20 protein-coding genes are annotated in these 24476 nt (G+C 57.5%); 10 read left to right on the forward strand and 10 right to left on the reverse strand.

Annotated elements, in window-relative coordinates; translation table 11 throughout:
* Positions 1-44: 44 nt before the first annotated feature.
* Both BLT38_RS09005 and tpiA read left to right on the forward strand, forming a co-directional pair.
* Positions 45-1259 (forward strand): phosphoglycerate kinase, encoded by a 1215-nt coding sequence (locus tag BLT38_RS09005; protein WP_083344871.1) that lies wholly within the window; start codon positions 45-47, stop codon positions 1257-1259.
* A gap of 69 nt (positions 1260-1328) precedes the next feature.
* Positions 1329-2090, forward strand: a complete 762-nt coding sequence (gene tpiA / locus BLT38_RS09010; protein ID WP_269456839.1) for a triose-phosphate isomerase — start codon at positions 1329-1331, stop codon at positions 2088-2090.
* Positions 2091-2408: 318 nt separating this feature from the next.
* Here tpiA and lepB read toward each other — a convergent pair whose 3' ends face one another.
* A complete protein-coding gene (lepB, locus tag BLT38_RS09020; protein ID WP_083344873.1) occupies positions 2409-2966 on the reverse strand; it encodes a signal peptidase I in 558 nt (185 codons plus the stop codon).
* A gap of 140 nt (positions 2967-3106) precedes the next feature.
* Between lepB and murQ the strand changes: the two genes are divergently transcribed.
* A complete protein-coding gene (gene murQ / locus BLT38_RS09025; protein WP_083344874.1) occupies positions 3107-4066 on the forward strand; it encodes an N-acetylmuramic acid 6-phosphate etherase in 960 nt (319 codons plus the stop codon).
* Positions 4067-4130: 64 nt separating this feature from the next.
* On the opposite strand, the gene BLT38_RS09030 is transcribed toward murQ, so the two are convergent.
* Both BLT38_RS09030 and BLT38_RS09035 read right to left on the reverse strand, forming a co-directional pair.
* On the reverse strand, positions 4131-5951 hold the full coding sequence (locus BLT38_RS09030; RefSeq protein ID WP_083344875.1) for a sensor histidine kinase: 1821 nt from the start codon (positions 5949-5951) through the stop codon (positions 4131-4133).
* 82 nt (positions 5952-6033) lie between these two features.
* Positions 6034-7323 (reverse strand): M24 family metallopeptidase, encoded by a 1290-nt coding sequence (locus tag BLT38_RS09035; protein WP_083344876.1) that lies wholly within the window; start codon positions 7321-7323, stop codon positions 6034-6036.
* Between the two features lie 197 nt (positions 7324-7520).
* On the opposite strand from BLT38_RS09035, the gene BLT38_RS09040 reads away from it, so the two are divergent.
* Entirely contained in the window at positions 7521-7925 is a 405-nt protein-coding gene (locus BLT38_RS09040) for a hypothetical protein (protein WP_083344877.1), read from the forward strand.
* Positions 7926-7971: 46 nt separating this feature from the next.
* Here the strand turns inward: BLT38_RS09040 and BLT38_RS09045 are convergent, their stop codons facing one another.
* The gene (locus BLT38_RS09045; protein WP_083344878.1) at positions 7972-9570 is read right to left on the reverse strand and encodes a hypothetical protein; all 1599 of its coding nucleotides are present in this window, start codon (positions 9568-9570) and stop codon (positions 7972-7974) included.
* Positions 9571-9630: 60 nt separating this feature from the next.
* Between BLT38_RS09045 and murA the strand changes: the two genes are divergently transcribed.
* Positions 9631-10917 carry a UDP-N-acetylglucosamine 1-carboxyvinyltransferase gene (gene murA / locus BLT38_RS09050; RefSeq protein ID WP_083344879.1) on the forward strand — a complete coding sequence of 429 codons (1287 nt, stop codon included), beginning with the start codon at positions 9631-9633 and terminating at the stop codon, positions 10915-10917.
* Positions 10918-10968: 51 nt separating this feature from the next.
* On the opposite strand, the gene BLT38_RS09055 is transcribed toward murA, so the two are convergent.
* Positions 10969-11160, reverse strand: coding sequence for a hypothetical protein (locus tag BLT38_RS09055; protein WP_083344880.1), 192 nt, complete (start codon positions 11158-11160; stop codon positions 10969-10971).
* A gap of 121 nt (positions 11161-11281) precedes the next feature.
* Here BLT38_RS09055 and BLT38_RS09060 point away from each other — a divergent pair, with 121 nt between their 5' ends.
* The 3 genes from BLT38_RS09060 to BLT38_RS09070 all read left to right on the forward strand — a co-directional run bounded on the left by BLT38_RS09060 (position 11282) and on the right by BLT38_RS09070 (position 14823).
* A complete protein-coding gene (locus tag BLT38_RS09060; protein WP_083344881.1) occupies positions 11282-12892 on the forward strand; it encodes a M28 family peptidase in 1611 nt (536 codons plus the stop codon).
* 111 nt (positions 12893-13003) lie between these two features.
* Entirely contained in the window at positions 13004-13861 is an 858-nt protein-coding gene (proC, locus tag BLT38_RS09065; RefSeq protein ID WP_083344882.1) for a pyrroline-5-carboxylate reductase, read from the forward strand.
* A 26-nt stretch (positions 13862-13887) separates the two neighbouring features.
* A complete protein-coding gene (locus BLT38_RS09070) occupies positions 13888-14823 on the forward strand; it encodes a COX15/CtaA family protein (protein WP_083344883.1) in 936 nt (311 codons plus the stop codon).
* A gap of 64 nt (positions 14824-14887) precedes the next feature.
* Here BLT38_RS09070 and BLT38_RS09075 read toward each other — a convergent pair whose 3' ends face one another.
* Positions 14888-15307 (reverse strand): hypothetical protein, encoded by a 420-nt coding sequence (locus tag BLT38_RS09075; protein ID WP_083344884.1) that lies wholly within the window; start codon positions 15305-15307, stop codon positions 14888-14890.
* 148 nt (positions 15308-15455) lie between these two features.
* On the opposite strand from BLT38_RS09075, the gene ppk1 reads away from it, so the two are divergent.
* The gene (ppk1, locus tag BLT38_RS09080) at positions 15456-17819 is read left to right on the forward strand and encodes a polyphosphate kinase 1 (protein ID WP_083344885.1); all 2364 of its coding nucleotides are present in this window, start codon (positions 15456-15458) and stop codon (positions 17817-17819) included.
* Positions 17820-17859: 40 nt separating this feature from the next.
* Here ppk1 and BLT38_RS09085 read toward each other — a convergent pair whose 3' ends face one another.
* The 3 genes from BLT38_RS09085 to BLT38_RS09095 form a co-directional block, all read right to left on the reverse strand.
* Positions 17860-20031 (reverse strand): alpha-ketoacid dehydrogenase subunit alpha/beta, encoded by a 2172-nt coding sequence (locus BLT38_RS09085; RefSeq protein WP_083344886.1) that lies wholly within the window; start codon positions 20029-20031, stop codon positions 17860-17862.
* 324 nt (positions 20032-20355) lie between these two features.
* A complete protein-coding gene (locus BLT38_RS20780; RefSeq protein ID WP_231966831.1) occupies positions 20356-20715 on the reverse strand; it encodes a hypothetical protein in 360 nt (119 codons plus the stop codon).
* A gap of 21 nt (positions 20716-20736) precedes the next feature.
* A complete protein-coding gene (locus BLT38_RS09095) occupies positions 20737-21114 on the reverse strand; it encodes a hypothetical protein (RefSeq protein WP_156785074.1) in 378 nt (125 codons plus the stop codon).
* Positions 21115-21248: 134 nt separating this feature from the next.
* Here BLT38_RS09095 and BLT38_RS09100 point away from each other — a divergent pair, with 134 nt between their 5' ends.
* Positions 21249-22211 (forward strand): mechanosensitive ion channel family protein, encoded by a 963-nt coding sequence (locus tag BLT38_RS09100; protein WP_231966832.1) that lies wholly within the window; start codon positions 21249-21251, stop codon positions 22209-22211.
* Positions 22212-22251: 40 nt separating this feature from the next.
* On the opposite strand, the gene BLT38_RS09105 is transcribed toward BLT38_RS09100, so the two are convergent.
* Complete coding sequence (locus BLT38_RS09105; RefSeq protein WP_083344889.1) at positions 22252-24474, reverse strand: PP2C family protein-serine/threonine phosphatase; 2223 nt, start codon at positions 24472-24474, stop codon at positions 22252-22254.
* Between the last annotated feature and the right edge of the window lie 2 nt (positions 24475-24476).

Raw genomic sequence — 24476 nt, forward strand, 5'->3', positions numbered from 1 at the left:
GTTGCGACTCACGCACATCGGCGTGTGCCGTTAGACTGTTAGCCATGGCAACGCTTTCGATCCGCGATCTCGATCTCCACGGCAAGCGCGTCTTTTTGCGCGTCGACTTCAACGTACCGCTTTCCAAGGATGGCGGCGAAATTCTGGATGACACGCGTATTCGCGAGACGCTTCCTACGATTGAATATGCCCTGCGGCATAAGGCTCGGTTGATTCTTGCAGCGCATTTGGGACGTCCTAAGGGCGAGCGTGTGGAGTCGATGAGTCTGCGGCCGGTGGTGGATCGTCTGCGGATGCTGCTGGATTCGGACCTGGGACTTTCGCGCAATGTGGCTTTCTCGCCGGACTGCGTGGGCGAAATTGCGGAAGAGCTCGTAGACAAGCTGGAGTACGGGCAGGCGCTGCTGCTGGAGAATCTTCGCTTTCATAAGGAAGAGGAAAAGAATGATCCGGCATTTGCGAAGAAGCTGGCTTCGCTGGCAGATATCTATGTGAACGACGCGTTTGGTGCGGCACATCGTGCGCATGCGTCCACGGAAGGCATTACGCATTTTGTGAAGCAGTCGGCCAGCGGCTTGTTGATGGATAAGGAACTTAACTATCTGGGCAAGGCGCTTGAGTCGCCGGACAAGCCTTTTGTCGCCATCATTGGCGGAGCGAAGGTGAGCGACAAGATCGACGTGATCGACAACCTGCTGAACAAGGTGGACGCGATCATTGTAGGCGGCGGCATGGCTTATACGTTCCTGAATGCGCAGGGACAGAAGACCGGCAAGAGCCTGCTGGAAGCCGACAAGATTGACGTGGCTGCTGCTGCGTTGAAGAAGGCCGAGGAGAAGGGTGTGAAGTTCCTGCTGCCTGTGGATCACATCCTTGCCGATAAGTTTGCGCCCGATGCGAAGACGGAATTGTTTGATGGCACGGGCGACTTCCCTGCGGATCTGATGGCGCTGGACATTGGTCCGAAGTCAATCAAGCTGTTCACCGATGAGATCGCGGAGGCTCGCACCATTGTTTGGAATGGGCCGATGGGCGTCTTTGAAATGCCTGCGTTTGCCAAGGGCACCATGGCCGTTGCGCATGCTGTGGCGGACAACATTGATGCAACCAGCATTGTTGGTGGCGGCGACTCGGTTTCCGCGGCGCATATGGCCGAGGTGACCGACAAGATCACGCATATCTCCACTGGCGGTGGCGCTTCGCTGGAGTTCCTGGAAGGCAAGACGCTTCCTGGGGTGGCTGCACTTACGCAGAAGTAACGGTATGGGGTGGCGGAGGGAGCCCTTCGCCACTATCATGCAAGCTGCTTTACGGGAGAGAACAGTCGAGTGTCCACACGCAAGAAGATCATTGCCGGCAATTGGAAGATGTACAAAACTCCGCGCGAGTCGCTGGAGTTTTTGAACGCGTTTCTGCCGAAGGTGCATGACCATGAACGGGACGAGATCATCATCTTCCCGACTGCGACTTCGCTTTCTACGGTGATTGACCGCGTGCGGGGTACGCATCTGCGTGCGGGTGCGCAGACGATGCACTGGCTTAACGAAGGCCCGTACACCGGCCAAACTTCGCCGAACATGCTCACCAGCATTGGCGCGACGCACGTGCTGTTGGGGCACTCGGAACGCCGTCTGTATGCCAACGAAACATATGAGCACGTGAACCTGAAGATCAAGGCGGCGATTGCGCATGATCTGATCCCGGTGCTTTGCCTGGGTGAGTTGCTGGTGGATCGGCAGGGCGGATTTACGCGCGACATCATCATGGCGCAGATGGGTGCCGCGCTGTCGAACATTCCTACGGAGAACGCGAAGCAGATTGTGATTGCGTATGAGCCGGTGTGGGCTATTGGTACGGGATCGACAGCATCGCCGGAGATTGCAAACGAGGTACACAGCATCATTCGGTCGCAACTGGAGTGGGTGTTCAATGCCGAGATTGCGAACAATACCCGCATTCTTTACGGCGGTTCTGTGAAGCCGGAGAACAGCGCAGCGTTGCTGACGCAGCCGGATATCGATGGACTTCTTGTGGGCGGCGCGAGCCTTGATCCGGCTTGCTTTGCGAAGATCGTTCATACGAAATATTGATCTGGATTCTTTTGAAATGATGAAAAGCCCCGCTGATTTGCGGGGCTTTCGTCGTTCGGAATCGAAATCGATTTAGCGTGCGTGACGATAGTGATGATGAGCACGGTGATGGCGGTGGTGGCGCGGCTGGGCAGAGGCGACAGTTCCGGCAACTGTGAGAAGGGCAAGGAGAACAAGGGCGCTGCGACGAATCATCTTCAAGGGAGAAGCTCCAGAATGGCAAAGCCATTGATCGCATTCTCCGCGAGTACTGCCGCAGCGTGACCTGTGAAAATGAAATTTTCTGCGGGGATGTTCCTTGCTTGATTCCCTGACGTCTTAGTGGACGACGCCAGCCTGATCAAAGGGCCAATACACAAAGCTGGCCTTGCCGTAAATCAGCGTGCGGTCTACCGGACCAAAGTCGCGGCTGTCCGACGAGATGGAACGGTGATCCCCCATGACGAAGTATTCGTTCGCGGGGATGGTCATCTCTGGCTGCGAACGTTCGTCCGCGAATCTTACGGGGACATACGGCTCTTTGAGTTGCTTATCATTCACGAACACGCGGCCATGCTCAATACGCAAACGGTCGCCCGGAAGCGCAATGACTCGTTTGATATAGCTCTTGGTGAGGTCGCGGGGATAGTGGAAGACAACCACATCGCTGGGGTGGATTTCACCCACGTGATAGGCCAGTTTGTTGATGAACAGGCGATCCTGATCCTGCAACATGGGCACCATGCTGGTGCCTTCTACACGGACCGGCTGGTAAAGAAACAGAATGATAAACACTGAGACTGCGACGGAGGCTAATACGTCTCTTAACCACGCCCAGGAGACGGCTTTGCGTACCGTAGTTGTCTCTTCCACGTTCTGCTGCTTTGCTTCGTCCATTGCCCTTCTACTACTGTATAAGACGGGCAAGATGACACAATAGTCACAGTCCGGGGCGGTTCCGCAGATATCTGAAAGGATTTCCCCGGCATCGAAAGAGCTTGGACTAGAATGACGATGGCGAAGGACATAGAAGATCCATGCCTGCACTCATGATCGAAGAACAGAACAAACCGGCCCTGCAAGATAAGCAGGGCATCCGCTCTCTGGCCACCGAGCGGCAAAATGAAGCTTCTGAAGGGTTCGACACCAAGTCGGCTCTTGAGATTGCGCGCATCATCAATGCGGAAGATGCGAAAGTCGCCGCAGCGGTGAAGAAGGCACTTCCGGAAATTGCGCAGGTCATCGACGTGGTGGCGCGCTGTCTTCGGGATGGCGGACGGCTCATTTACGTGGGTGCCGGTTCGTCGGGGCGCATTGCCTCGCTGGATGCAGCGGAATGTCCGGCTACCTTCTCAACCCAGCCAGCACAGGTGCAGTACATCATGTGTGGCGGCCCCAAGGCACTTGCCAGCGCCGCGGACGTGAATGAAGACTCCCCTGAGATGGGCCAGCGTGACATTGCCAAGCGGCGCCCTACGCGTAAAGACATCGTGATCGGCATCTCGGCTTCCGGACGTACTCCGTACGTTGTGGGAGCGGTAGAGTATGCCCGCTTGCGAGGCGCACAGACTGCGGCCATTGTCTGCAACCAGAACACGAGACTGGCGGACGCTGCGGACATCTGCATGGTGGCGGAAGTGGGACCTGAGGTGATCAGCGGATCGACGCGCCTGAAGGCCTCCACGGCGCAGAAGATGATCACCAACATGATCACGACGGGCGCGATGACTCGGCTTGGATATGTGTACGACAACCTGATGGTCAACGTGCACATGAAGAACGAGAAACTGGTGGAACGCGGCATCAATGTGCTGCAGCGCGTGACCGGCGTGGACCGCGAAACTGCGATTCGCACGATCAAGTCCGCTGGTAAGTCCATCCCGATTGCCGTGGTTATGCTGAAGGCGAGCGTGGATAAGATGGAAGCCGTTCGACGTTTGCAAAAGTCTGATGGCAACGTTCGTCGCGCGATTGAGAACGCACCACTCGACCTCTAAGACAAACTTTATGCGTAAGAATGGGCCAGCGATTGCTGGCCCATTCTGTCTATACAGAGGTGGCTTAGGTTGCTGAGACCGCGTCCAGTTCGTCTTCGATTGCTTCTTCTTCCGATACCGCTGGAAAAAACATGACGAAGCATGTTCCCGAATGCTCTCCTTCGCGGGTGCGAAGTCGTACCAGGCCGCGATGCTTGCGAATGATCTCTTCACTGACCCAGAGGCCAAGTCCTGTACCCGTTGCGTGCTTGGTGGTGAAGAACGCTTCAAAGACTTTACGTGCGGTCTCTGCAGACATGCCATGACCGGTATCAGCCACCGTGAGTAAAACGCCACCCGAAGGATGCGAGGTTTGGCGTATGCGAACGGACAACGTACCGCCGCCAGGCATGGCATCCAATGAATTTGCCACGAGGTTTGCAAGAAGCTGACGCATCTCTCCGGCAAAACACATCAGTGATGTGTCTCCGCGGCTTTCGCGCAGAACGTTGATATTGGCGCGCAGCAGACGAGGCTGATAGAGCGTGAAAACTGAATCCACAATCTCATTCAGATCAACGCGTGCACGCGATACCGACTGCCGGTAGAAGCGGAGCGTTTGTTGCGTGACCTGCGCGACGCGTGCAAGTTCTTCCTGCGCCATCTCAATGAAGCCGACCGCACCGCCATCCATGGGCTCATGATTGCGAAGGATGTAAAGAAGATTGGTTACGGATTCAAGCGGGTTATTAATCTCATGCGCGACGCTGGCTGCAAGACGACCAGCAGCGGCCAGTTTTTCTGTGCGACGCAACGTCTCTTCTGCCTTGAGGCGTTCGGTGATCTCGCTGCCCACGACACCCACCCAGCGCACGCTGTCTGAGGCTGTCCGCACGGGATAGAACTGCATCAACCATGCTCGTGGCGAATCTTCGCGCCCGTCCTGCAGTTCAAGATTGCGAATGCCTTGCCCCGTTTTGAAGACTTCTGCTGCGCGAGCCTGCACCTCTCGCGCTAAGGAACCGGCGAGAATGCCGCCGTCTGCATCCTGCGTGGCGAACATGACCGAGAAGAAGTCGTTCTGGCGCACGATCTGAAAGTCCGCATCGAGGAAGGCAAAGCCGATGGGTGCGTTGCCCAACATGGAATCGAGCAGTGCCAATGTCTCCAACAATCCGCTGCGCTGCTCTTCGAGCTCACGCACCATGGTGTTGAAGTTTTCGGTGAGCACACCAGCTTCATTCCGTCCTGTGACGGGCAAAGGAAACTCAGGATTGGGCAGAGTGCCGCGTAATACGCCGTGCGTTGCCGTGCTGAGCCTGCGGATGGGCTTGGTCATGCGGCGCACGATCAGAAAGATGGGTAGCAGATTGGCGAGTAGCGCGAGAGCACCATACGTCAGCGCAATGCGGGCGATGGCGGTGACTGTGCTGGCTCCAGAGGTTGGATTGGGCTCCAGCCACAGCAGTGCGACCGGTTTGCCATTTTCCAGCAGAGGCGTGACCGCCTCCACCTGCCCTCGTTTCGAACGGAAGATGTGCTGCCCTGTGACGGTGGGCAGGACTTTGCGTTCTTCGTCGTCCAGATCGCGGTTCATGCCGCCCCTGCTGGCAGCGACGGTATTGCCGCTAAGATCTGTCAGTCGCGTGGACTGGATGCTGGGCGCGATCTCGGCAAGCTCCAGCAGTTCACGGAGGCCCTCGCTGTCGCCACGGCGAATGCGTTCCGTGCAGGCGGCGGCCAAACGATCAATCTGGCTGGAGATACGTGCTTCCAGGCTCTTTCGTGATGCCTGTCTTGTACTGACAACCACGTAATAGAGGTAGCCGCTGAGCACAAGCGTCTGTGCAAGGATGATTCCAAGCACAAGCTGGCCAAAAAACGTTCGCGGCACGAGGCGGCGCATGTAACTGATTATCACGCACGGACAAGCCTACGCGAAAGCGCCGCGGGAAAGTATGACAATCCATTTCGAGAACTGTTGCGTTTTAAACGGCGAACGGCTCCGTGAGAGATGGGCTCTGCGGCGTGAATAAAACTCCACCTTGCGGCGTAATGTGCATGCAATCTTCAAGGCGAACACCAAATTCATTCGGCAGATAGATACCGGGTTCGTCACTGAAGCACATGCCTGTTTCAAGGATCGTCTTGTTGCCGCGCACCAGGTATGGCCACTCATGGCCGTCCATGCCGATGCCATGGCCGACGCGGTGTGTAAAGGTCTTGTAATCAGGGCCGAAGCCGGCAGCGGTGATGATGTCGCGTGCGGCTTTGTCTACGGACTGGCATTCGTTGCCTGCCTTGGCGGCGTCGCGTGCGGCAGCCTGCGCTTTGTGTACGGTGTCGAAGACGCGTTTCATCTTGTCTGACGGTGTGCCGTAAACGAAGGTCCGCGAGATGTCTGCGGCGTAGCCTTCGACGGTGCAACCGTCGTCGATGAGGACGATGTCGTTTTCCTTGATGACCTGCGGTTTGATGGAGCCGTGCGGCAATGCGCTGTAGATGCCGGTTTCGCAGCTTGAGAATCCGGGGAATCCACTCTTGACGTAGGCTGCGCCCATGAGTGCGCTGAAGTCAGCGGTGTTCATGCCGGGGTGGCCAGCCTTCCATGCGGCTTCGTAGACAGAGAGCGTTACCTGATTGGCCAGAGTGAGTAGATCAAGCTCGTGCTTTGTCTTGATTCGGCGGCAGCCCGCGGTGATGGGTGTTCCATCGACTACTTGCAAGCCCGGATTGGCTTTTGCGATTTCTGATGCGTAGATGTAGGGTGTCTTCTCTTCGATGCCGATCTTGCCGGTGCGCAGACCTGCGTCGGCCAAGCCTTTGCCTACGAGAGCGAACGGGCTTTCGTCCTCGTGCCAGGTGTAGATGCGCACGTTCTGGCCGCCGGGGATGGTGTCGAGGCGTTCGCGCATGCGGTCTTCTTCAAATGACGGACAAACGAGAAATGCTGCGCCTTTGACGGGAATGATGAATGCGAACATGCGTTCGCTGTTGCCGCTGCGAATGCCGGTGAAGTACACCATGGAGGTTCCGCCCGCCAGCAGAACTCCCGCGTATCCCTGCTTCGCCATCAACTCCTGCGCGCGGGCGATGCGTTCGCCACGTTCGGCAACGGTGATGGGGGTTGCCTCAGACTTACGGTTGGGGAGAGCTGCGATGGATGGCGGCAGGGGGCCTTTCACGGGCGCTTGGGTTTCCGGGCGCTGGGCGTCGGCCATGAAGGATGTGGAAGCTGCTGCCAATGCGGCGGTCGAGAGAAAATGGCGGCGGTTCATGAAAATTCTCCTTCGCGCCGAACGCATGACGCGGTGGCGCTTCCCTGCAGAAATGTTTGAGTAACAACAAGGTATCAGCAAGTGGCGCGTACAACAGCGGTCGGAGAAAAAAGTTGCGCGCAACGATTGCGTACAGCCGTGTTTGTATCTGCAGAGCGCATGCAAATGTTGCCGCTCTCGTAAGGAGTAACCCCGTCATGAAACAGATCCTCCTGACCTCTGCCCTTCTTCTCTCGTTTGCAGGCACTGCCGCATTCGCGCAGGCTGCCGCACCGCAGACCGCTGCACCGCAAACGCAGGTAACGCACAAGCATCACCGTCGCGCGCACAACCCGCATAAGGTCGCGCTGAAGATGGGTAAGAAGCTTGGCCTGTCTCAGGACCAGACGGCGAAGCTGGAACCGATCCTGGCGGAACGTCAGCAGAAGATGAAGGCGCTTCATACCGACACGACACTCACCGCCGATCAGAAGAAGGATCAGCGTCATCAGATTCAGCAGAACACCCAGACCGAGATGTCTGGCGTGTTGACACCGGAGCAGATGCAGCAGTTGAAGACCATGCGTCAGGCGCATCGTCATGGCGCTAAAACGGGTGCTTAAGCCTGTCTGCACTGACATAAGAGCGCGGAGCGATCCGCGCTCTTGCTCATTTCGCTTGTATCCAGGCGTGAGAAGGCAGCGTTCTGCGAAACGCGCCTAATTGGGGCAGCAAACGCTTTGCCGCGTCCGTTGATGTGGCATAGAACGACACGCCGATGGTAGAAATCGGGCTCTCGAAGTATTGCTGCGATTCATGCAGGACGCCCAGTTTGATCCAGTCTGGCGGAGGGCTGGCAAACCAAGAATCGTAGATCATGACGAGCTCAACATCGTGTTTCTTGGTGACGCGATCGAGCCATGCGGTGTCGCGTTTTTTCTCACGCAGGGTTTCCAGGTTCGCCAATCCGATGAGATCCAGAACGTAGAACTTGCCGTAAGCGTTGAAACTGACCCAGCCGAGGTCGTTCACAGCGACGTTTTCTGAGCCTACCTGCTGCAGGAAGCGATGCATTTCGTATTGCTGGCGGGCAATTTGGAGAGATGCACCGGGCGATCCCAGTAGAGGCGGAAGAAAAGCGACAGCACTCAATAGAGTGAGGAGCCATATGACAGGCGCAAGCAGCTTCTGCCCTTTCATGGCGTGAAGTGTCAGGCCTAATGCAAGAAGCAGAACGAAGATTCGGAGTGCAACGTCGTATCGGAAGTACCAGTCGTATGGCCCAACGAGAACCATGGCTACTGCAGCCAACAGGACTGCCATCATGGGCCACATTGTGTAACGTCGCCGGAGGTATACGCAGCATGTTGCAATCGCCAACAGGCACAAGAAGATGATGCGACGTGACGGCCGCACAAACAGGTTTTTCGCATTGACGGCGACCAGACCTATCAGATGGGTGAGGCCAGTTGAGCGGCCGCTGCTGGCTTCCATGCCGCCCTTCGCCATGACGGAGTTCGGGAATGGTGGCAATCCATGCGCGTGAAGAAAAAGCCCAAGCCCAACCAACGGCAAGATGCTGACGACGAAGACCGTCACGGCTATCCCGTAGCGACGCTTCAGCAGCAACGCCGCGCAGACCGCGCCTGTGTAGACAACGTTCTCGTAGCGGACGGCGGGCGCGAGCGCAGCGGCTGCCAGATAGGGCCACGCGACTGAACCGCCCTCATACACACGGAAGATCGCGATCACGCATGCGACGACGAGCAATACCTGAAGGGAGTGCTCCATGCCGGTCATGGTCAGGCCCGGCATGTTTGCCGCAAGTACCAGGCAGATGGCAAGTCCAGCGATAGAGGGGTTGCCGAATCCGGCAGATCGTAGCCGCGGTTCCAGCCAGCGGGCCAGCAGGATGCAGGTTCCGAGTGAGAACACCATATTCAGGAACAATGGCACCCACTCGGCCACTATGGTCCGACTGAGCGGCGCGAGCAAAAATGGCCATAGCACGCTGGAAGAGGGCGACGTCGTTTCGCCCGGATTGATTCCGTAATGGCCGATTGCGATGTTCTGCGCAAGTGCCAGATGGATGTACGGGTCGTCCAGTGTGTAGCTGAAATGTGGGGCGCGCAGGAGCACGATCATCAACATCACGGCTATGGCCGTGAGATAGACGACGATCATGACGGGAGCAATGACTTTTTGGTTGGCTGCCAACTCCATGTTTTCCGAATGGCGGCTCCCGGTCAGGTCAACGGATTTCAACATACAAAAGGAACCTCTCCCGATAACCTGCAAACCTGCCAAGTCTTCCGTAGACTGAGATACATGGATAAGTTTGTTGTCCGTGGTGGCAATCCGTTGCTTGGCACCATCAAGGTTTCCGGCGCAAAGAACTCTGCTCTTCCCTGCATGGCTGCGGCCATCCTTACGGAAGAGGAAGTCGTTCTAGAAAACATTCCCCAGGTCCGCGATATTGAGACCGAACGCAAGCTGCTGGAAAGCATGGGCGCGCACGTGGAGCTGGGTTATGGCCGCGCGCAGCATCGCACCACGATTCAGTGCGCTGTGCTGTCTGATCCGGAAGCCAAGTACGAGATTGTGAAGACCATGCGTGCGTCTTCGCTGGTGCTGGGACCGCTGGTGGCGCGTGCTGGCATTGCTCGCGTTGCGCTGCCGGGCGGATGCTCCATTGGCGACCGCCCCATCGACCTTCATTTGAAGGGTCTGGAGCTGATGGGCGCGAAGATTACGCAGGAGTATGGCTACATTGAAGCCAAGGCGGAACGCCTGAAGGGCGCGCATATTTCCTTTGACAAGATCACCGTTACCGGCACGGAAGACCTGCTGATGGCCGCGACGCTGGCCGACGGCGAAACCGTGATGGAAAACTGCGCACAGGAACCGGAAGTGACCGACCTGGCCGAGATGCTGATTGGCATGGGTGCGCACATTGAAGGCGCAGGCACTTCGACGATTCGTGTGAAGGGCGTATCGAAGCTGCACGGTGTGCGGCATCGCATTAATCCCGACCGCATTGAGGCTGGCACGTTCCTGATTGCGGGCGCTATCTCGGGCGGCGACCTGAATGTGGATTGCCTGAACCCAGCGCATCTGGGCGCTGTGATTGCCAAGCTGGAAGAGTGCGGCGTCCGCATGGATATTGGCAAGGACAACATTCGCGTTCGCAGCGAAGGCAGCGGATCGCTAAAGGCCGCGGACGTTACCACCGTGGAGTATCCGGGCTTCCCCACTGACATGCAGGCGCAGTACATGGCGCTGGCTACGCAGGCGGAAGGCACCAGCGTTATCACGGAAAACATCTTTGAAAACCGCTTCATGCACGTGCCGGAGCTGTCGCGCATGGGAGCAAACATCCGCGTTGAAGGCCGCACGGCTACGGTTCGCGGACGTACGCCGCTGCAGTCGGCTGCGGTTATGTGCAGCGATCTTCGCGCTTCAGCTTCGCTGGTGCTGGCTGCGCTGATTGCGGATGGCGAGACGATTCTGGATCGCGTGTACCACATTGACCGTGGCTACGAGCGCATTGAAGAAAAGCTTCGCGGAGTGGGCGCGCAGATTCGCCGTATGGGCGAAGTCTTCGGCAAACGATAGTCAACAAAACAAACAGTGTAAAAGGCCCGGCGATGCCGGGCCTTTGCATTTTCAATCTGCCAAAGCAGGGATTCCCATGCGTTGAAGTTTCTCCCGAAGAGGCATGCCTGTGAGCGTTTGGCGCGCCACCTTTTCCTGCACCGGGTCTTCATTGGGATCGTGCATGTTGAAGAGGACTTTGGCGGCTAAGGCCAGAGGCAGAACAAACATCACGGCAAAGACAAACAGGGCGGGTTCGATCATCTGGGAAGTCGTATCTCCTGCGGATATGCGGGGCTGACCTTCTCATCGGCTTCCCCGGGAAACCCTTGAGCGAGTTAGTATGGAAGCCACAACATCCAATTCCCGCAGGAGTTCTCTGCCCATGCGTCGTCTATCGCGGCTTGCCGCTACGCTGCTCTGCTTTTCGTTCGCCTCGCTTGCGGCCTCTGCGCAGATTCCCGTGCTGAGTGAACGCAAGGACTGGTCTGGCCCTGCCGATGCCTGGTGGGCGCATGTTTCTTACCTGGCGGATGACAAGCTGGAAGGACGTCGTGCGGGAACTCCGGGCTATGAAAAGGCCGTAGCGTATGTCGAAGAACAGTTCAAGACGATTGGTCTGAAGCCTGCCGGTACCAGCGGCTATCAGCAGTCGTTTGCGCTTGTGCCTACTTCGATTGATACGGCAGCCTCGTTCTTCCGTGTGAACGTCAATGGCAAGACGGTGGACTTCCCCGTTGGGTCCGATGCGACGCTGGCTCCCGGCATGGAAAACACCTCGGTTTCAAATGCGCCGATGGTCTTCATTGGCTATGGTCTGCGTATCCCGAAGAAGCATATTGACGACTTTGCTGGCACCGATGTGAAGGGCAAGGTTGTTGTCTTCTTCAATGCGCCGCCGATCAACCTTCAGGGACCGCAGCGCGCCTATGCTCGCAGCAACGATCAGCGCTGGAAGCAGCTTTCAGCAGCCGGTGCGGTGGGCATGATTTCGTTGGCACTGGCACCGCCGCAGAATAATGCGAATGGTCCGGCGCGCGCTGGTGGGGCTCGCCTTCTGTTTGAGGATCCGGCGCTGAACGCCATGAAGGGTTTGCAGGTGAACGCGGCCATTGCTTACAACGCGGGCGAAAAGCTGTTTGAAGGCAGCGGCCATAGCTATGAAGAGCTGCGTAAGCTGGCCAATGTGGGCGAGACGCTGCCGCATTTCGCTTTGCCCGGCACGCTGGAAGCGAAGACGACGATCAGCAAGGCTGCGGCGGTTCACATGTCCAACGTGATTGGCCTGCTGGAGGGCTCTGATCCGAAGCTGAAGAAGGAATATGTGGTGGTCAGCGCGCATCTGGATCACCTGGGCATTGGTCGTCCTGTTAACGGCGACAGCCTGTATAACGGCGCGATGGACAATGCTTCCGGTTCCGCTTCAGTGATTGAATGCGCCAAACTGATGGCGAAGTATCCGCATCCGAAACGGTCGATCTTGTTCATTACGCTGGCGGGCGAGGAGTTGGGCGAACTTGGCTCGGCTTACTTTGCGAATAAGCCCACCGTTCCCAAGAAGGACGTTGTGGCGGATCTGAACATGGACATGTATCTGCCGCTGTTCCCGCTGCGCTTCATTGAAGTGCAGGGTCTGGGCGAAAGCACGCTGGGTAATGATGCTCGCGCGGCATTTCAATTGAATGATGTTGAAGTTCAGTTCGATAAGCAGCCGGATGAGAACCGCTTTGTTCGCTCGGATCAGGTGAATTTCGTGAAGCAGGGCATTCCGGCGCTGGCCTTCAAGTTTGGCTGGACGCCTGATTCGCCTGAGCAGAAGATTTTCATGGATTGGGTAAAGACTCGCTATCACAAGCCTAGCGATGACCTGCAACAGCCTGTCGATAAGGTTGCTGCTGCACAGTTCACCGTGGTGCTTGGACAGTTGACCACGCGCGTTGCCAATGGACCGCGACCGGAATGGTATCCGGAGAGCTCTTTCGCAGATCAGAAATAACCCGGCAACGATCACCGCACACGAACGCCAGCCGGCATTCACCGGCTGGCGTTACTCTTGTAAGAGAACAGATATTTCTTAGACACCCTATAAAGCAGCGATAAGAAGAGCATGAGCACAGAACTGGAATACGAAAACACACTGCCCCCCGCAGCGATGCCCGGTATCAAAGTGGCCATCTTGGGTACCGGTAAGATGGGCGGCATTCTTCTGCAGGCCTTCCTGAAGAACAACCTGTTGCACGCCGAACAGATCATTGCCACCGTTGCCCACCCGGAGCGCGCGCATGCGCTCTCCGCGCAGTACAGCGTGGAGGTGACCACGGACAACCTGGAAGCAGCGAAGCAGGCAGACGTGATTCTGCTTGGCGTGAAGCCGATCCAGGTGCCAGCGCTGATTGAGCAGATTCGACCGGCACTTTCGCCGCAGAAGATGCTGGTTTCGTTTGCAGCTTCCGTAAAGACTTCGGCGATTGAAGACGCTGCGGGCATCGAGATGCCGGTGGTGCGTTCCATGCCGAATACTCCGGCGATGCTGGGTGCTGGCATTACGGCGCTTTGCCGCGGACGCTTTGTGTCAGAAGATCAGCTTGGTATTGCGCAGCGCATCTTCGGTACCGTTGGCCGCACTGTGGTGGTGGATGAGAAGCACATGGATGCTGTCACGGGACTTTCGGGTTCGGGTCCGGCGTTCATTTACATCATCATTGAAGCGCTGGCGGAAGCAGGTGTGAACGTGGGTCTACCGCGTGACATTGCGACGCAGCTTGCAGCGCAGACGACCTTTGGTTCTGCACGCATGGTGTTGGAAACCGGCTATCACCCTGCCCTGTTGAAGGACGCGGTAACCACTCCGGCAGGCTGCACGGTGGACGGCATTCTGGAACTGGAAGAAGGCGGCTTGCGTGTGACGTTGATCAAGGCTGTTAAGCGTGCAACGCAACGCGCTAAGGAACTCGCAGCCGGATAACCAGAAGTTAGTTAGGAAAACGAAACATGAATACCGCCGTTGCTACGCCCAGCCAGACACGCTCCTTAAAAGGAGTGCGCCTGTGGGCGTGGACCACGCTTGCGCTGTTTGTTGTGGTGGTACTGCAGGGAGCGGTTGTTCGCGCGACTTCTTCCGGTGCTGGGTGCGGTAATCATTGGCCGCTGTGCAACGGCGAGGTGGTTCCCCACTTTCAGCGGTTGGCTACAGTGATTGAGTTCATGCACCGGTCGCTGACCGGCATCTCCAGCACGATGTTTTTTGTACTTGCTGGATGGACCTTTTACGCGACTCCGAAGAAGCATCCGGCCAGGAAAGCTGCCATGTGGTCGCTCGGTTTCCTGATTCTGGAAGCGCTGCTTGGCGCAATCCTGGTAAAGGGACACTACGTTGAAAACAACACGTCCAACATGCGTGTTTTCGTTCAGTCCATCCACTTCACGAATACGATGATTCTGCTAGCGTGGACTACGGCTGTTGCGGTTCTGCTGGGGAATGTGAAGGCTGCAGCCTTTAACAAGCCGCTACGGCAGGCGTCGTTGCTGACGATTGTGGCTGTTCTCATCACAGGCGCAGCGGGTTCAGTGGCGGCACTTGCGGACACGATCTTTCCGTCGCACTCGCTTCACGCTGCCATTGCAGCAGATTTTGCGGCCGATTCGCCGTTGCTGATCCGCATGCGTTGGATACATCCTGCGGCGTCTTTGCTCATCATTGCCGCAACGCTGCTGTTGGCAAAACGATTAAAGCAGAACAACGCTGGCCATGCAGCGAATCTTCTCTTTGCGAATCTGGCGTTGCAGATGGTAATTGGTGTGGCCGATGTGCTGATGCTGGCGCCAACGTGGATCCAGGTGCTGCATCTGCTGGGCGCGGATTTGTTCTGGATTTCACTGATTGGTATCAGCGTTCCTTTGTTTCTTGCCAAGCCTTCGACGACATAACAAACGTATCGACAGAAAAGCGGGGATGCTGATGCATCCCCGCTTTTCTGTATTTGGATGTGGTCTAGTGACCGTCAACCTTGTCGGCCATCTTCTCTGTGCCGGACTTGGTTTTCTGCGCGGCGACCTTGGTGCCATGAGCGGTGGCATCCGCAGCTTTCACGGTGCCTTCCTTCGTCTTCTCAGCGGCTACTTTCGTGCCGTGTGCGGTCGCGTGGGCTGCTGTCACAGTACCGTCCTTGGTCTTTACGGCAGCGGTCTTGGTGCCATGCTCCGTTGCATGAGCCGCCTTTACGGTGCCTTCCTTGGTCTTGTCGTAGCCGGTCTCAGTGCCCTTTGCGATGGCGTGTCCGGTGTTCTTGGTAGCCTGCGCCGTATCGTGGCCGGCGGTCTTCATATCCTGCTTGGCGGTCTGCGCCATCAGACTGCCTGCGGAAACCACCACTCCTAGAGCCAGCACTGCAAATCGTGTCTGTCGCGTCATCTTGCCACTCCCTCTAAAGAAACGTCTTAGCGTTTCTTTCTATAGACTCTGAAACACGCATTCCGGTTGGACGTTGCGCGATATTCCGGGTTCGTTCACACATCTCTGATAGCCTTGCGCAGCATAACCGCATCCAAGACAAGAGAACATGCCGACATCTGTACGAAAAGGAAAAGCCGCCGCAACACGCAGCGGAAGCGCAACATCCGGTAATAGCAGCCAGCCGCGACATCTCTTCTTTAATCGCGACGAATCATGGTTGCGGTTTAACAGCCGGGTGCTGGAAGAGGCGCAGGACACGACCAATCCGCTGCTGGAACGCGTTAAGTTTCTGGCGATCACAGCCTCCAATCTGGATGAGTTCATCGAAGTGCGCGTGGCGGGTATTTTGCAGCGCATTGAAGACGGCTATCAGCAGCCTTCAGGTGATGATGACGACGGCCTGACAGAGCAGGAACGATTGGATCAACTGGCCGACCATCTGCATCGTTTCAGCCGCGAACAATACTCGGGCTGGACGCGCGATCTGCTGCCCTCGCTGCGTAAGGCGGGCATCGACATTCTTTCCTGGAAGCAACTGGATGATGCGGCTCTGCGGCACGCTGCGGAGTTTTATGAGCGCGAAGTCGACCCTCTGTTGACGCCGGTTACGATCGATCCAACGCACCCGTTTCCGCGTGTGTTGAACAAGGCGCTTTGCATTGGTTTGCTGCTGCGTCGCAAAGGAAATAAACGCGACAAGCGTCCGCTGGGAGGCAGCACTCTTGGCGTTGTGACGGTGCCGCGCACACTGCCACGGCTGATTCGTTTGCCTTCTGCTGAGGGGACGTATCGCTTTCTGTTCCTGCATGAGTTGATTGAAGAGCGCATGCAACGCCTGTTTCCGGGATACGAGATTCTGGCGCGATCGCCCTTCCGCGTAACGCGTAACAGCAATCTTTATATGCAGGAAGAAGAGTCGCGTTCGCTGCTGGAAAGCGTGCGTGCGGAGCTTCATAACCGCCGCAAAGGCGACGTCGTGCGGCTGGAGATTTCATCGGGAGCCGATGAAGAGTTGATCGATCAGCTTCGCGTCAACTTCGAGCTTGATCGCTGGCAGGTCTTCCGCGTTGACGATCCGGTGAACCTGACACGGTTGATGGAACTTTACAGCGCAGTCGACCGCGCTGACCTTAAATTCTCGCGCTTTGCTGGACGAGAATTTGCACCGCCGCCCCTGGCAGATGGCCGCCCCGGTTGTCTATTCGACACGATTCGTAGTCGTGACGTGCTGCTACATCATCCGTTCGATTCGTTCCGCACCGTTGAGAAGTTTATTGAGGCCGGAGCAGAAGACGAATGCGTGATCTCTATCAAGCAGACGCTGTATCGCACATCGCGCGATTCACCGCTGTTTCAGGCGCTGCTGGATGCTGCACAGACCACGGACGTGACGGTGGTGGTGGAGTTGATGGCGCGTTTCGATGAAGACTCCAATATTCGCTGGGCACGTACGCTAGAAGATGCAGGAGTGCAGGTGTTTCACGGCATTGTGGGCCTGAAGACACACGCGAAGCTGGCGCTGTTGGTGCGTCGCGATCCCGATGGAGTGACGCGTCGTTACGCGCATTTGGGCACTGGGAATTACAACTCCATCACTGCGCGGTTTTATACGGATGTGAGTTTGTTGACGGCGAATGAAGCGGTCACTTCTGCCGTGCAGAAGGTGTTTAACTATCTGACCGCCGATGCGCAGAATGAGAACTTCCGTCCGTTGCTGGTGGCGCCCGTTACGCTGGCCACGGACATTCTGCATTTGATTGAGCGTGAGGCGCAGCATGCGCGAGCAGGGCGGCCTGCACGGATTGTTGCGAAGATGAACGCTCTGCTGGATGGCAATACGATCCGCGCGCTGTATGCCGCTTCTCAGGCTGGCGTAGAGATTGATCTGATTGTGCGCGGCATGTGCGCGCTGCGCCCCGGCGTGCGGAAGTTAAGCGAAAGCATCCGCGTGCGCTCCATTGTTGGGCGTTTTCTGGAACACAGTCGTATTTATTGGTTTCAAAACGGAAGCACGAGCGACAACGGCGATGCCAATGACCACACCGAGGTTTACTGTGGCTCAGCAGACTGGATGCCCCGCAACCTGTTTGAGCGATGTGAAGCGGTGTATCCCGTAACGCAACCGGATCTGAAGAAGCGTCTGCGCCACGAAATCCTGGAAACCTATCTGGCCGATAACGTGAAGGCTCGGTTTCTGCAGGAGGATGGCAGCTATACGCGGCCTCCTGTAGGTGCTCGTCCTGTGAATGCGCAGGAACGTTTGATGGAACTGGCGGCGTTGCCCTGGCCTGCTTTTGCACCTCCTGCATCCCCTTCGGTCTCGATGGCGAAGGTGGTTGAAGAGAAGACCGCTGTGCAGGCCGAGAGCAAGCCAACCGTAAAGAAAACTGCCGCGAAGAAGAAAGCGATGCCTGCAAAGAAGACTGCGGCGCGCAAATCTTCGACGAGCAAAAAAACAAGCCGTTCCTGAGCATCTGCTCGGAACGGCTTTGTGGATGTTGTTTTCGCTTTTAGAAAGCGGCCAGGTCTGCCATGGCTGCGTAGATGTGTTCCGGCTGCGGCAGGATCGCATCTTCCAGAATCGGCTGGTAGGCCACGAAGGTGTCCATACTGCCGATGCGGCGCACGGGTGCATCGAGATCGTGGAAGAGTTCGTCACTGATGCGTGCGGCGAGTTCTGCACCAAAGCCCCAGCTACGCATGTCTTCGTGAGCGACGATTACTCGATTCGTCTTGCGGACGCTTTCAGCGATGGCTTCAAAGTCATACGGCGAGAGCGAACGGAGATCGATGATCTCGGCCGAGATTCCCTTCTCGCGTTCCAGCTTTTGCGCGGCCTGCAAAGCGCGCGGCACGACTGCGCCGTAAGTGATGACGGTGAGATCGGAACCCGACTTGACGGTCTTCGCTTTGCCGAACGGAATCATGTACTCCGGGCCGGGGTTGGGGCCGCGTCCGTAGGATTCGCGATAGAGACGCTTGTGTTCCAGGAACAGGACGGGGTCGTCGCAACGGATGGCGGTGCGCAACAGGCCTGCGAAATCCTGTGCGGAAGAAGGCATGACTACGCGAATGCCGGGCGTGTGCGTGAAGATGCTTTCGCCCGATTGCGAGTGATAGATGGAACCGCCGGTGAGATAACCGCCGATGGGAACGCGGATGACCAATGGCGAAGAGTGATTGCCGTTGGAGCGCCACCGGAAGTTCGAGAGCTCATTGCGCATCTGGTGTACGGCGGGCCAGATGTAGTCGAAGAACTGAATTTCAACGACTGGCTTCAGGCCGCGTGACGCCATGCCGATGGCACGTCCGACGATGTTTGCTTCTGCAAGCGGTGAGTTGAAGACGCGGTCCGAACCAAAGTCGGTCTGGAGACCAGCGGTGATCTTGAAGACGCCGCCCTTGCCTTTAAGTTGGCCCGATTTCAGATGCTGATCGCGCGTGGCGTCCGCCACGTCTTCACCGAAGATGACGATGCGTTCGTCACGAGCCATCTCGTCATGCAAGGTGCTGTTAATGAGGTCAGCGATAGTGTGATCGACGGCATCAACCGGCTTTGGCTGCGTGGAGAAAACGCTGTCAGTGGGGTCCAGGTCCTCTGAGTACACGTGCTTCGTGATGTTCTCAATCTTCGGCAGCGGCGCGGCCAGAGCTTCATCGGCAGCCTTGCGGACTTCATCGTCCACTTCGGTCTTGAGCCGCTGAAGCTGCTCCTCTGTGAGAATGCCTTCGCGAAGGAGCAGCGCTTCTGTCTTCAGAATGGGATCGCGGAGGGCGTCAGCATCCAGTTCCGAGGGATGGCGATACCAACGCTCGTCGTCAGAAAGTGCGTGCGAGTACGGACGGATTACATGGCCGTGGACAAATGCCGGCCCTTTGCCGCTGCGGCAGTAGGCGACCGCTTCCTGCATCGCCTCATAGCTTGCGATGGGATCCGTGCCGTCGACTTCGGCGAAATGGAAGTTCGGGAAGTTTGCGACGAGTCGCGAAATGTTGCCGCCGGGCGTGTTTGCCTCAACGGGCGTGGAGATGGCGTAGCCGTTGTCTTCCACGACGAAGAGTACCGGGAGCTTGGCGTTGGAGGCAGTGTTCAGTGCTTCCCAGAACTCGCCCTGCGAGGTGGAGCCTTCGCCTACCGAGGTGTAGACCACTTCGTCGGCGTGGAAGTCGACGTCTTTGAAAGCGCGATAGTCGCCGGGACCGTAGTTCCCTTTTGCGGCTTCAGGATGATTGCTGAAGTAGCGACCTGCTTCTGCGCAGCCGACTGCGTGGAGTAGCTGAGTGGCCGTCGCGGAGGAAGGCGACATGAGGCGTAGCGCCTTGGAGGTCCAGTGAGAGGGCATCTGACGGCCGCCGCTGCCGGGATCGTCCGCTCCAACAGCCTGCAATAGCTGATCCTTCACGGTCTGGCCGACGGTGAGGGCGAATGCGCGGTCACGATAGTAGGGGAAGAACCAGTCGTAGCCCGGCTTCAGCGAGAGGCCCGCAGCAACAAGAAGCGCTTCATGCCCTGCGCAGGATATCTGGAAGAAAATCTTCTGCTGGCGTTTCAGCAGGATTTCACGATCATCTGTCTTCCGCGAAAGATACATCAGGCGGAAGAAGTGAATCAGCTTTTCCGGCGAGAGCGATCCGAGTGCGCTCTGGGAAGACTTCTGTGGTGCGTTCGCGCGTGTTGCCATCGCTATCCGGCCTGCCATCCTTACCTGCTGGAATCAGCGGATCGCCGGCGCGAGGCACAACGTTCCCTGTTGATTGTACTGCTGTTGGGCGGCGCGCGCTAAAGCGTGAAATCGATGGCAGATAAGGGCAGTGTCGCAACGCAGACAGCCATAGTTGTTCCACCCACAAAATCCAGCCAGGCACCAGCGCGTCCACACCGCTGATGGCGGGTGTAGCGGCGTTGCCATCTAATTGTGGCAGTGCGTGCATCGACCGTGCCTACGGCGACCATGCCGTATGGCGTGGTGAATGCAGCTACTGCACTGGCTTGCAAACCGTGATGCTTACTGTCGCATCCGGTCTTTGACTGATTTGGCCAGCTTTTCAATCTCATCTGCCTGCCGGATGACGTCTATGGAGAGTTCATCCTTGCGGGTTTGATCCACTGCGGCTTTCAATAGCTGCGCCTTCGCCAGAAGTTCATCGGCATCTGCAAGCATCTTCTTCTGGCGATCGGACGCGGCCATCTGCGCCTGTGAGTTCATCATCCTTTTCACTGCGGCACTTTCCATGTTCTGCGCGCGGGCAGAGCTCATGGGAACTGCGATAAGTACCCCCGCGGCAATCGCCGCGAAACGAACGTACTTCAACATCCCACACCATCCACACAATGGTCCGTAACGGCGGCACATCTTCGTCGTCATGCGGTCCCCCAGAGGCGCATGTTAGTTGCGCATCTGGTCCTTCACCTGGCGTGCCAGCCGGGCAATCTCATCGAGTCGTTTCTGATCTTCCGGGGTTGCTTCGCGTCCCTGAAGATCGGCTCGAAGCTGTTGCGTCAGCGCCAGCAGCCGATTGGCGTTGTCCACCATACGCTTCTTTCGGTCCAGTTTGCGAGCTTCTTCACGACGACGAATCAAGGCAGGATCGATCCCGGTGTCCGGGTCGCTGGCGGTGCCGAGCGGCATGTGAATATCGGATGAAGAATCGCCCGAGGGAACCCGGCCACCACTTGTCGGGGAAGGGTTGGGCGAACCGCTCTGGGCAGCAGCCGGCAGAGTGACAAAGGATGCGAGAAGTAACAGCCGTACGGTTTTCGTCATGGGAAACCTCTCGTGTGGATATGCGGATGGGTTGCAGCGCGGGAGTGCCTGCGCCATCCTTAAGAGATCAGGACTGCTGGTTTTGGCCTGATTGTACCCCCGGCGGCTTCTGCCGCAAGAAGGACATTTTCAGCATGATGCATCTTTTCGCTCTTCTCCTGGCCGCTGCCACCAAGCAACCGGCGGACTCCCACTCCGGGGAGACTTTTCACGATCTGGGGCAGAGCTGGCACGCCGACGTGGTGGACTTTGTCCGATTTGACGTGCCGAAGCTGGTTGTCATCCTGCTGATGGCATTTGCGCTTCAGAGCATCGTCAAGTTCTTTGTGAACCGCATGCGCCGCCTAGCGGACTCGTATCACGGCACCCAGCGCGCATCGCAGTTGCGAACCATGGCGGCGATTGTTCGCGCTACGTGCTACGGACTGATCGGTTTCATTGCACTGCTGCAGATTCTGCAGTTGTTCAACATTGATCTGAAGCCTCTGCTGGCATCCGCCGGCGTGGTTGGCCTGGGAATTTCGTTTGGCGCGCAGAGCATGTTCAAGGACATGTTGAATGGCGTCTTCATCCTGATTGAGGACCAGTTCAACGTTGGCGATGTAGTGACGATTGCCGGACTGACCGGAACGGTGGAGGATCTGACGCTTCGCTCAACGACCTTGCGCGCGGGCGATGGCACGCTGAACTTCATTCCGAACTCGCAGATTGCTACCGTGTCGAACCTGACGCGTCAGTATTCGGTTGCGACACTCAATGTCGCGGTGGATGCGTCTGCCGATCCTGACCGGGTGATGGCGCTGCTGAAGACCGTGGCGATGGAAGTCCGCAAGGACGATGCGTTTCAGAATGTCGCGATTGCCGACCCGGATATTCTCGGCGTCGACAAGATCAATGGACGCGAGGTGATCTATCCGGTGAATATCCGCGTGAAGGCGAACCAGAAAGATCCGATTCTGCGTGCATTGCGGCGGCGGGTTCTGCTTGCGTTTGAGAAGGAAGGCATTCCGCTGGGGCTGCCGACGAGCACGATCGTGATGCAGGCGAAGGGCGATCCCACATTGGCGCAGCCTCCGGTTTCGATCACTGGAAGCTAGTCAACGTAAATTGCAAGGGTGCGGCGGAAGCCGTGCCCTTTTAAACTTTGCGCGCGAGTACGAGGGTGATGTCGTCTGGTTGTTCCGCGCCACCGATCCATGCGTCCAGCGCAGCCATCACTTCTATGGAGATGACTTCCAGCGGCTGATCGCGATTGGCGCGGACCACGTCCAACAGGCGGTCTTCGCCAAACTCACCGAAGTCATTCTCCGGCTCAGTCACACCGTCGGAATAAGCGATGAGCAAGTCACCACTTTCCAGTTGAATAGTCTCCTGGTCGTAGCGCATGCCGTCCATCAGGCCGACCACGGTGCCACCTTTATCAAGCGCACGCACGCTGCCGTCTGGCTTCATGACAAAGGGCGGAAGCTGCCCTGCATTTGAATACGTGAGGCGTCCGCTGCGGTCGTCGTAGTGCGACAGGAAGAGCGTCGCGTACTTTTCTGGCTGCGTGGAGCGGTAGAGATGGCGATTAAGCAGCGCGAGGATGCGCGCAGGTGATTCGAAGAGCTCGCCGCATTCCAACGACTCCTGATGCGTGGCGCTTCGTGCCTCCTCGGAGAACAACTCCTCACTGGCGAAGCGGTAGGCGCGCACAGCCGCATGGAGCGTTGACATGAGCAGCGCTGCGGAGATTCCCTTGCCGCTGATATCGCCAAGCGCCAGGCCCATTCCGGTGACTTTCTTGGGCTGGTACGGGTCGTCATGGAAGATCAGGAAGTCGTAGTAGTCGCCGGAGACAGTACGAGCCGGGCGGCAGATGCCGTGTAGCTGCAGCGATGGGATCCCCGAAAGCGAATGCGGGAAAAGGTTGGCCTGCACTTCCTGCGCGATGCTGAGTTCGCTCTGCATGCGCTCCTTTTCCTTCTGCTCTTCAATCAGTCGGCCCAGTGACCACGCCATGCGGTTGAAGGAACGCCCGAGGTCGGCAAGCTGATCGTCCTGCTGCACGTGAATGCGATGCGAAAGGTCGCCACTGTCGATGGAAAGCGTTGCAGCATACAGGTCCTCGACGGAGCCGGTCATGGAACGCGTGAGCCGCATAGCGACGTAGAACGCAAAGATCTCAAGCAACGCGAAGATGATGCAGACGGCGATGAAGGAGAACCGCACCGCATCGGTGATGGAACTGGTGAGGCCTGTGCCAAAGAGTTGCTGGAACAGAACCGAAGGCCGCGATGTGACAACAAGCGGCACCGGACGGATGTCTCCGCTCTCCCAGTTCAGAACCGGAAGACGCGAACGGAAGACCACCTGGTAGTCGAATAGATTTACCGAGCCTGGCCTTGTGCCACCCGAGACCCGCTGCTGCTTTGCATTGGAACGTACGCTGCCCGACGCGGTATCTTCCACGACCCCAGGAAGCAACGTCACTACGCCTAATCCCTTGGCCACGTTCGCGAGCAAGGGTTGCGTGACGGGCATGGTGCCAATCACGGTGATCATGTGACCGTTGCTCGATGCCACGCGGTCCACAACCGACATGTACAACACGCCACCGTCTTCGGCGAAGACTTTGAGCTGTCCACCACGGCGCTGTTTAATCCAAGACGAGATCCGCATGGGGCTATGCGCATTGCCCATGAAATCGCGGAACTCGATCTCCTGATCATCCAGATAGACCGAACGCTGTCGCATTCCCAAAGGGCGAGCCCCCTGAGACGGCGTTGCACCTGCGGGCTGCCCGACAGGCTGTGGCGGTGGTCCTGTACGACGTCCCGTCGTAGTAGCAGCAGATGCTACTCGTCCTTCATCTCTTCCCTGTGCCAAATCGGCAGCAGTTGCTCCATCTTCCACGCGACGCGCGAGGGAGAACGCGAAGCCCGCATCACTGGTGCCCATGTTGTCTAACTGAAGCTGGAGATGCTGCGATGCCAGATGGACTGCAAACTGCCCCGCGGCAACATACGCAGAGAGGAAGACCAGCGTGAAGAACAGCACGACAGGCGTGAGGCCAATCAGCAGGTAGGTGAGGATCAGTTTGTTTCTCAGCCGCCATAGCAGGCCGTGCTTTGTTGCCCGATACAGGTATGGGACCGTCACGATGAGCGTGACAGCCAATAGGCCCCAACGCAGGAGGAACGTCTGATCGCCCAGCGTGCCAGGGACAAATGCCAGCGCGATTAGCAGCGCGGTTATGCCCCACAGGATGCGCAGATACAGCGGAAAATGCGAAACATTGGCAGAGAGAGGCGCGCTCGTGGTGGCGTAGAGCGGGTCAGATACGTTGTTCTGCTGGCGGGGACGGAGGATAAGCGGCATGC

Source organism: Terriglobus roseus, from assembly GCF_900102185.1.
GTDB classification, from domain to species: Bacteria; Acidobacteriota; Terriglobia; order Terriglobales; family Acidobacteriaceae; genus Terriglobus; species Terriglobus roseus_A.

Excerpts from the sequence above, each read along its gene's own strand:
- BLT38_RS09005 (WP_083344871.1), top strand. The coding sequence starts at position 45 with ATGGCAACGCTTTCGATCCGCGATCTCGATCTCCACGGCAAGCGCGTC.
- lepB (WP_083344873.1), bottom strand. The coding sequence starts at position 2,966 with ATGGACGAAGCAAAGCAGCAGAACGTGGAAGAGACAACTACGGTACGC.
- murQ (WP_083344874.1), top strand. The coding sequence starts at position 3,107 with ATGCCTGCACTCATGATCGAAGAACAGAACAAACCGGCCCTGCAAGAT.
- BLT38_RS09030 (WP_083344875.1), bottom strand. The coding sequence starts at position 5,951 with ATGCGCCGCCTCGTGCCGCGAACGTTTTTTGGCCAGCTTGTGCTTGGA.
- BLT38_RS09035 (WP_083344876.1), bottom strand. The coding sequence starts at position 7,323 with ATGAACCGCCGCCATTTTCTCTCGACCGCCGCATTGGCAGCAGCTTCC.
- BLT38_RS09040 (WP_083344877.1), top strand. The coding sequence starts at position 7,521 with ATGAAACAGATCCTCCTGACCTCTGCCCTTCTTCTCTCGTTTGCAGGC.
- BLT38_RS09045 (WP_083344878.1), bottom strand. The coding sequence starts at position 9,570 with ATGTTGAAATCCGTTGACCTGACCGGGAGCCGCCATTCGGAAAACATG.
- murA (WP_083344879.1), top strand. The coding sequence starts at position 9,631 with ATGGATAAGTTTGTTGTCCGTGGTGGCAATCCGTTGCTTGGCACCATC.
- BLT38_RS09055 (WP_083344880.1), bottom strand. The coding sequence starts at position 11,160 with ATGATCGAACCCGCCCTGTTTGTCTTTGCCGTGATGTTTGTTCTGCCT.
- BLT38_RS09060 (WP_083344881.1), top strand. The coding sequence starts at position 11,282 with ATGCGTCGTCTATCGCGGCTTGCCGCTACGCTGCTCTGCTTTTCGTTC.
- proC (WP_083344882.1), top strand. The coding sequence starts at position 13,004 with ATGAGCACAGAACTGGAATACGAAAACACACTGCCCCCCGCAGCGATG.
- BLT38_RS09070 (WP_083344883.1), top strand. The coding sequence starts at position 13,888 with ATGAATACCGCCGTTGCTACGCCCAGCCAGACACGCTCCTTAAAAGGA.
- BLT38_RS09075 (WP_083344884.1), bottom strand. The coding sequence starts at position 15,307 with ATGACGCGACAGACACGATTTGCAGTGCTGGCTCTAGGAGTGGTGGTT.
- ppk1 (WP_083344885.1), top strand. The coding sequence starts at position 15,456 with ATGCCGACATCTGTACGAAAAGGAAAAGCCGCCGCAACACGCAGCGGA.
- BLT38_RS09085 (WP_083344886.1), bottom strand. The coding sequence starts at position 20,031 with ATGGCAACACGCGCGAACGCACCACAGAAGTCTTCCCAGAGCGCACTC.
- BLT38_RS20780 (WP_231966831.1), bottom strand. The coding sequence starts at position 20,715 with ATGACGACGAAGATGTGCCGCCGTTACGGACCATTGTGTGGATGGTGT.
- BLT38_RS09095 (WP_156785074.1), bottom strand. The coding sequence starts at position 21,114 with ATGACGAAAACCGTACGGCTGTTACTTCTCGCATCCTTTGTCACTCTG.
- BLT38_RS09100 (WP_231966832.1), top strand. The coding sequence starts at position 21,249 with ATGATGCATCTTTTCGCTCTTCTCCTGGCCGCTGCCACCAAGCAACCG.
- BLT38_RS09105 (WP_083344889.1), bottom strand. The coding sequence starts at position 24,474 with ATGCCGCTTATCCTCCGTCCCCGCCAGCAGAACAACGTATCTGACCCG.